General features: G+C 64.5%; 8 protein-coding genes. 4 read left to right on the top strand and 4 right to left on the bottom strand.

Going from position 1 to position 6920, the window contains the following annotated elements:
- Positions 1 to 92: 92 nt before the first annotated feature.
- Positions 93 to 797, bottom strand: coding sequence for a CPBP family intramembrane glutamic endopeptidase (locus tag ACFXHE_RS43910; protein ID WP_379391700.1), 705 nt, complete (start codon positions 795 to 797; stop codon positions 93 to 95).
- 167 nt (positions 798 to 964) lie between these two features.
- Here ACFXHE_RS43910 and ACFXHE_RS43905 point away from each other — a divergent pair, with 167 nt between their 5' ends.
- From ACFXHE_RS43905 to ACFXHE_RS43895, 3 genes are all read left to right on the top strand, one after another.
- The gene (locus tag ACFXHE_RS43905; protein ID WP_379391698.1) at positions 965 to 2194 is read left to right on the top strand and encodes a sensor histidine kinase; all 1230 of its coding nucleotides are present in this window, start codon (positions 965 to 967) and stop codon (positions 2192 to 2194) included.
- Positions 2185 to 2817 (top strand): response regulator, encoded by a 633-nt coding sequence (locus tag ACFXHE_RS43900; RefSeq protein WP_379391697.1) that lies wholly within the window; start codon positions 2185 to 2187, stop codon positions 2815 to 2817. Before ACFXHE_RS43905 ends, ACFXHE_RS43900 begins: the two co-directional genes overlap by 10 nt.
- A gap of 158 nt (positions 2818 to 2975) precedes the next feature.
- Positions 2976 to 3248, top strand: a complete 273-nt coding sequence (locus tag ACFXHE_RS43895; protein WP_379391702.1) for a vitamin B12 dependent-methionine synthase activation domain-containing protein — start codon at positions 2976 to 2978, stop codon at positions 3246 to 3248.
- On the opposite strand, the gene ACFXHE_RS43890 is transcribed toward ACFXHE_RS43895, so the two are convergent.
- The 3 genes from ACFXHE_RS43890 to ACFXHE_RS43880 all read right to left on the bottom strand — a co-directional run bounded on the left by ACFXHE_RS43890 (position 3168) and on the right by ACFXHE_RS43880 (position 5536).
- The gene (locus ACFXHE_RS43890) at positions 3168 to 3659 is read right to left on the bottom strand and encodes a hypothetical protein (RefSeq protein ID WP_379391695.1); all 492 of its coding nucleotides are present in this window, start codon (positions 3657 to 3659) and stop codon (positions 3168 to 3170) included. The genes ACFXHE_RS43895 and ACFXHE_RS43890 overlap by 81 nt on opposite strands.
- A gap of 1 nt (position 3660) precedes the next feature.
- Positions 3661 to 4920 carry a molybdopterin-dependent oxidoreductase gene (locus ACFXHE_RS43885; RefSeq protein ID WP_379391693.1) on the bottom strand — a complete coding sequence of 420 codons (1260 nt, stop codon included), beginning with the start codon at positions 4918 to 4920 and terminating at the stop codon, positions 3661 to 3663.
- Between the two features lie 388 nt (positions 4921 to 5308).
- Positions 5309 to 5536 carry a hypothetical protein gene (locus tag ACFXHE_RS43880; RefSeq protein WP_379391691.1) on the bottom strand — a complete coding sequence of 76 codons (228 nt, stop codon included), beginning with the start codon at positions 5534 to 5536 and terminating at the stop codon, positions 5309 to 5311.
- Positions 5537 to 5726: 190 nt separating this feature from the next.
- Here ACFXHE_RS43880 and ACFXHE_RS43875 point away from each other — a divergent pair, with 190 nt between their 5' ends.
- Positions 5727 to 6578, top strand: coding sequence for an LLM class F420-dependent oxidoreductase (locus ACFXHE_RS43875; RefSeq protein WP_379391689.1), 852 nt, complete (start codon positions 5727 to 5729; stop codon positions 6576 to 6578).
- Positions 6579 to 6920 lie beyond the last annotated feature (342 nt).

The following is a 6920-nucleotide window of genomic DNA, read 5'->3' as shown; positions in this document are numbered from 1 at the left end:
TCGGGATGCAAAGCCCCGACAATTTCGAGAAGTCACTTCACGCGGCTGCCTGACAGCGCACAAGCCCCCCTGTCCACCATTTGGGGGGAACCTCACGCGGCGACTGCTACTGCCACGGCAGCGGGGATCGCGACGTAGAGCGGGTGGCCGGGGTAGCTTCCGCCCAGCGCGGTCATCGGCAGGTGCCACAGACCCCAGAGCACGCCGCCAACGCAGATGCCCGTGACGGTACCGAAGCGAAATGTCAACCGCGGCATCATGTATCCCTGCCAGCCGATCTCTTCGCCGAGATAGAGAGGCAGCGAAACGATCGCCGACAACGGCAGAGCCAGCAGCGGCCACGCGGACTGCGGCCATGCCGGTCGAAACAGGCCGAATAGCGCCGCGGGTATCAGTCCCACCAGGGTGATTGCGACGAAAACAGTGCTCGCCCACAGGCATTGAACCATCACGCGCCGCCGCGGGCTGGGCAGTCCCAGCGATAGAATTCGAGGCACGTCACGCCACGGATGACGCCATCGGGTCAGCAGGATCGCTACTGCGGCGGGAACGACCATCATGGTGAACAGGCAGGCCGCCACCAACGGTCCCGCGTGCTGCGACGGCGCCGCGCGCCGAAATCCCGTCAGCCACAACGGTGTTGCCACCAGCCATGCGCCGAGGTAGGCCGCCGGCACGAAGTACCACAACTCCTTGACCGCCCGGCCGCGTGGATCGTCCCGCTGGTGCCCGGGGGGGGTGTTCGCAATTCGTTCCTGTTCGTCACACTCGGAAACGGTAGGCAGGTCAACCTGCATATGTACTACATTTGTCGGCCCTGACCTGTCGACCGTTGATTCCGTTGCTGCTCATCACAATCGGCAACGTTAGGTACGGCAGCGGGCCGGTGCCCTGTAGCACTCCCCCATCTGGTGGTGGTGCCAGCTACACCGTCACCGCCGGATTGGGGTGAAAGACTCGCGGGGTGTCTGTATCAGTCGCTTCATGGTGGGATCGGGTAGGCAGTGGAGCCCGGGCCAGTGCAACCACTTTCGGAATAGGCCTGTACGCGATTGTCGCAGTGCCCCTGCTGATCTACACGGCCGTCGCCTGCCTCGTGGGCATCGGATTCGTGCTCGTGCCACCGCAATTGTGGGTGCTCGGTCGAATCGCCGATGCCGAGCGGATCCGGCTGGCCCGCGAACTGGGTAGTCCAGAAGTACCGACCGGCAGGCCCTTTCGGTGGCTACCCGCGCTCATCACCGACCGAACCGTGTGGCGTGAAGTGCGGTGGGTCGTCGCGATGCTTGTCGCGGGCATTGTCCTCGGCGCGGTAGGCCTCGCCCTCGCTGTGCTACCCGTGCTGAGTTTTGCGGCTATCTGGTTGTGGTGGTTGTTTCCGCAGGGCACTGTCCGGGTGGTGGCCAACATGCCGATCACCGGATGGACGTCGGCGTTCACCGTGGGAATCGTGCAAACGGTCGTCACCACGGCAGTGGCCGTCGCGTGTGTGCCGCTTATCGCGCGTATCGGCATGCAAATATCGGAGGCGTGCCTACGAGCAGGAATGAACCAACAATTGGCGCATCAGATCACCGAACTTCAACGCACCCGTTCCGGAGCAGTCGACGCGCACACCGCCGACCTGAGGCGCATCGAGCGCGACCTGCACGACGGCACGCAAGCCCATCTGGTCGGCCTCGCAATGCGGCTGGGTTTGGCGATGCGGGTCCTCAAGCGTGACCCCGACGCGGTCGGCCCGCTGCTGGAACAAGCCCGCGACGGTGCCGAAGCCGCGATGAGTGACCTGCGGACCGTCCTGCGCACCACCTATCCACCCATTCTCGCCGATCAGGGCCTCGACGGTGCGGTAGCCGCCGTGGCGGCACGCTGCACTGTTCCGACCCATGTGGAAATCGAGGTCTCTGGTGAGGTACCTGCCTCGGTGGAAGCAGCTGTGTATTTCGTGGTCGCCGAGGCACTCACCAATACCGCACGCCACTCCGGCGCGACCACCGCCCGTGTCGAGGTGCGCAAGATCGGTCGGTACGTCACCGTCGAGGTACACGACAACGGGCGTGGCGGTGTCGACGAGTCCAAGGGCACGGGGGTCGCCGGCATGCGCAGGCGGCTGGAAGCGCTCGACGGCGTTCTCACCGTCGACAGCCCGCTGAACGGTCCGACCGTATTGCGGGCGGCGTGCCCATGCGAGTAGTAATCGCCGAGGACAATGTGGTTCTCGCACAAGGGCTCGTGCTCCTGTTGCGCGAGGAGGGTCACGAGGTCGCGGCGGTCACCACCGACGGCGACTCGTTCATCGCTGCCGTCGCCGAACATCGCCCCGATGTCACCGTCGTCGATGTACGGCTGCCGCCGACCTTCCGTCACGAAGGTATCCGCGCGGCCCTCGAGGTGCGCTCCCGCTTTCCGGGACAACCCGTGCTCGTTTTCTCGCAGTACGTAGAGCACAGCTACGCACGCGATCTGCTGCGCGATGGCGGTGGCGTCGGCTATCTGCTCAAGGACCGTGTCGCACGGGTCGACGACTTCCTGCGCACCCTGCAACACATCGCCTCGGGCGGCACCGTGATGGACCCTGAGGTGCTCGAACAGCTCATGACCCGCCACGATCCGGTATCCACACTCACCGGCAGAGAGCGCGAAGTCCTCGAGCTGATGGCCCAAGGTTATGCAAACGGCGAGATCGCTCTACGCTTCAAGGTCACCGAGCGTGCGATCCATAAACATGTCGGCAATATCTTCGCCAAGCTCGACCTCCCCGCCGAAGACAGCGGCCACCGTCGAGTACTCGCGGTGCTGGCCTACCTGAGCCGTTAGAGCGGTCGCAGTCGGCCGCGGCGACCCGGACGGCATGTGGCTGTTCAAGATCAAGCCGGCGGCCGGCACCTGCACCAACGGCCTACTCGCCGCCGCCGCATACAGGAGGTTGGTCGGCTGACCACCCTGCTGCGCGCGCCAGCACAGGCACTGGCGCGATACGTGCTCATCAGCTGCTCGGCCTTCATCAACAGTTCTTCTTCCTAGCCTGGGAGCCGAAAGGTAAGTATCCGGCGATCCTGGAGCAACTGGCCGCGCGGGAACTGTTCGACGGCGCGAACACGCTGCTGGACCAGATCATCGCGGATGGCTCGTGCCGCGCGGTCGGTGCGTACGGGTTCTGGCCCGGTTCAGTGTCGTCGGCGGGCGCGCAGGCTCTGGATCGCATAGGCGATTGCGCTGACAGCGAGCATGCTCGCGGACAGGAGTAGCCAGCGGAGGAGGAACGGTTGCTGAGTGCCTCCGGTGGCCGCGTGGTAGGTGGCCGCACCCTGCTGGATGATGCCGGGGAAGAACAGCAGAAACGACAGCCCGATTCCGAGGAGAGGCACTCGGATGTAGTTCAACGGTGACACGCGGAGTCGGGTCCGGGCGGACACCGCGGCCAGGATGCGGTCGACGAGGGCATACGCGGGGAAGAGTACGAGGTCGTGGGCGATGATGGCCGCCGCGAACCACACTGCGATCGCCTGCCACCACACCCGGTGGTTCCACAGGGCATCGAACCCGAGCACCCATACGCTGTAGCCGGCGAGCGCGAACGATGCGACGAGCACGGGCAAGTGCAGCGGGTGTGCTCCATATGCGCGCTTCCATCGGTGGATCAACTCGCCCGGAGCCATCTCATGCCCTCCGGAATTCGATTGTGGAGACCCATTTCGTGTTGTGCACGCCTGGCATGGCGGGGACGATGATCCGCGCCGGGTAGCCGTGGTCGAGTGAGAGGTCCGTGCCGTTCACGCGCAATGCCAGCAGTGCGTCGGGGTCGAGTACCTGGTTGGCCTGCAACAGTGCACGGTTGAACGCCCCTGCCCGTTCGAGCGAGGTCACTGCCGCGGAAACAGGCTGCTCGACACCGGCATGGCGTGCCAGGTCGGACAGTCGTACCCCGGTCCAGGTTTGCGTGGTGGACCATCCTTCGACGCACGCGATGGGCAGCCGGGCGGCATGTTGGGGCATGGCCAGCAAGGCCGCCCGGTCCATGCGTACCGGAACGGGACCACCGAGCAAGCCCAGTGTCCAAGAATCGCCGACGTCGGTAACGGTGATTCCTGCCGCGGTCGCTGTGCGGTTGACCTGAAAATCGGTAGGACCGCCGCCTTCGCTGCGGCCGCGTGGTAACAGCAATGCAGCCCGGCGGGTGAATCCGCCGACAGACTGGCCTGCGGTGAGGACGACGACGAACGCCACGCCACCGCCGACCAGTGCCAGGGCGCCGCGGCGACTGACGGTCGGCTCGGTCGGATCGGTGGCGACCAAACCGTCGGCATCACGTGGTTCGGGCTCGGTATCGGCGCGGGAGGTGTGCAGCACCTCCCGCAGTGATCGTGAGCGCAGCGCGGCGATCATGCGCGGCAGCTTGATGGTCACGTGTGCGACGAATCCGGCGATGAACACCCACGCCCCGAAGTAGTGCGCGGTGTAGAAGGAGAATCCGAAGATGTAGTCGTACTGGATATTGAGTATCCCCGTGGCCATCTCGAACAGCACGCCGCCCACCAGCATCACCAACGACACCCGCTCGATTGCAGACACGACCGACTGCACCGGAGGCCAGGCGAACAATCGCGGGATCACCGACCACAGCTTTGCCGCCACCACCGGGACGAGCGCGAGCCCCAACCCGACATGCAAGCCCTGGGTGAACCGGTACAGCCACGATGGGCGGGTGGGCCAATCGAAGGTGGGCAGCGCAAGCCCCCCGACATGCGCCGGGATCGCCTGGCCGGACTGCGGCCCATAGGCGATGTAGGACAACAAGCCGGTGACGATCACTATCGGCAGGAAGACCAGCAGTACCGAACCGAACACCGAGGTCAGCCACGGGCCCCGTAGCGGACTACGCCACCGCGGACGCGGCAACGACCGAATACGCTGCTCCATCATCACTCCGTCTCCCGTCGCGCCCGGACGACGCGAATCCGCCCGCAGTGCGGGTTCGGCGTTCAAAGATGGTCTGGACCGAGATCGAACCGGCGGGCGCAGCCCGGCGCACCCTGTGTGGACCATGTACCGATCGGACGGGTCTCGCCCCAGCGTCGCGGTAGTGCACGTGGGGCGCGACCCTGGTGTCGGCTCAGCGGTCGGGGGTTGTGTGCACTGCGCCGACACATATCGCATACCAACAGGTCGGCCTCCTTAACCGGTCGGTGCCTGATCGTGGCCGACTGATGATGAGGTCGTTACGGCCCGTGTGGTCCAGTCGGCCGAAGAGCCACGGTAAAGGAGCGGCCGCACCCGGCGAGACTCTTTGCCCGAGTCGACGGTGCGGCTACCGCTCCCGGCGGCGGTCGGGCCCGAGCGCGGTGCGATGGTCCAGGGCGTAGACCCGGCACTCCAACACGACGAAGGCCTCCCGGCTCAGCTCGTCCAGCTCGCTACGGCGGACGCCGGCGGGGACGGCCGCCACCGCCTGGTCGAGGACCGCCAGTTCCTTGCTCAGTTCATCGCCTGAAACAGCATGATGTGGTGTCGCCGTCCGGGGCTTTCTCTGTTTCATAGGATGTTGCATACATCTGGACGGGTGAAACGCGCCAGAGGCACTTACCAGAAAGTAGGTATTTGCCGTAGAGAAGGAACTCCCTGTCCCCTTAGTTTCAGCGTATGTCACCGGAAGAGACGGTCACCAGATGAAGCCCGAAGAACTGCAGGGTGATTCAAGGACCACAACGAACTCGAGGAGACCAGCAATGACCGAGTCGACCCAGGCCAGCATGTCGAATTCCGCCGCGGGTGCACCGAAAGCAGTGCGGATCGGCGTGCAGTTGTGGCCGGGCGGTACACCGGACTACCAGGCGTGGAGAAGCGCAGTTGTGCACGCTGAGAACCTGGGAGCGGACGCGATTTTCGGTTACGACCACTTCCACAAGCCCTTCGTGGAGATTGTCGATGGCGCCCCGCTGTTGAGTGATGAACAGCCTGACGTCAACAATTTCGAGGGTTGGACGGCCCTGGCATCGTGGGGCGAAATCACCACCAGAGCCGAGATCGGACTGCTTGTCACCGGGATTCCTTACCGCAACCCGGATCTTCTCGCGGACATGGCCCGCACCGTCGACCACATCAGCGGCGGGAGACTCATCCTGGGCGTAGGTGCCGGCTGGTATCCGAAGGACTTCAGTGTCTACGGATATGACTACGGCACAGTCAAATCCAGGATGGACCAGTTCGATTCGGGCCTGGCGCGTATCGAACACAGGCTCAGCCAGTTGACGCCGGCACCGCTGCGTCATATCCCCATCCTCATCGGAGGCGGTGGCGAGCGCCGAACAATTCCCGCCGCCGCCCGCTACGCCGATATCTGGCACAGCTTCGAGCCACTCGACGAGTTCCGCCGGAAGAACGATCTCCTCAAGCGCCTTGCTACCGAAGCCGGGCGTGACGAATCCGGCATCGAACGAGCAATGGCGTGGACGGACCCCGCCACCGCTGATGCCTTCGTCGACGAGGGCGTCACCTTGTTCACGACCGAAATCCACCCCGACAGCACCGGTTACGACTTCTCCGAGTTCAAGAAGATTCTCGCCTGGCGAGACCGCTGACCGCGGGCCTTGTACCGGCGCAGTCGAAACTGCCACCACAATCGACCGTCGTCACACAGGGTGGACAGCGTTCGGGAAGTAGCAACGAAACACGCACACCAAGTATGTGCGAAACACGCACGGCAGTAGCGGCAAAACAAGCACGAATAGAGCGGCAGCATGCGTCACACAGGGCCGGCATTGTCCCGAACGAGGGCGCCGGTGGCCGGTCAGAGTCCACATCGATGGGGACAAGCTGACCGACCCGGGGTCTGTCCAGATAACGGTGTAGCTCGGGTTGATTGGGTTATTTCCGTCCGGCGGTGAGTCGGCCTTCGAAGGTGATGTCGAAGGCGTTCAGCG

Source organism: Nocardia sp. NPDC059229 (genome assembly GCF_042754165.1).
GTDB lineage: Bacteria > Actinomycetota > Actinomycetes > Mycobacteriales > Mycobacteriaceae > Nocardia.
This window is presented reverse-complemented; position numbering and strand designations above follow the sequence as displayed.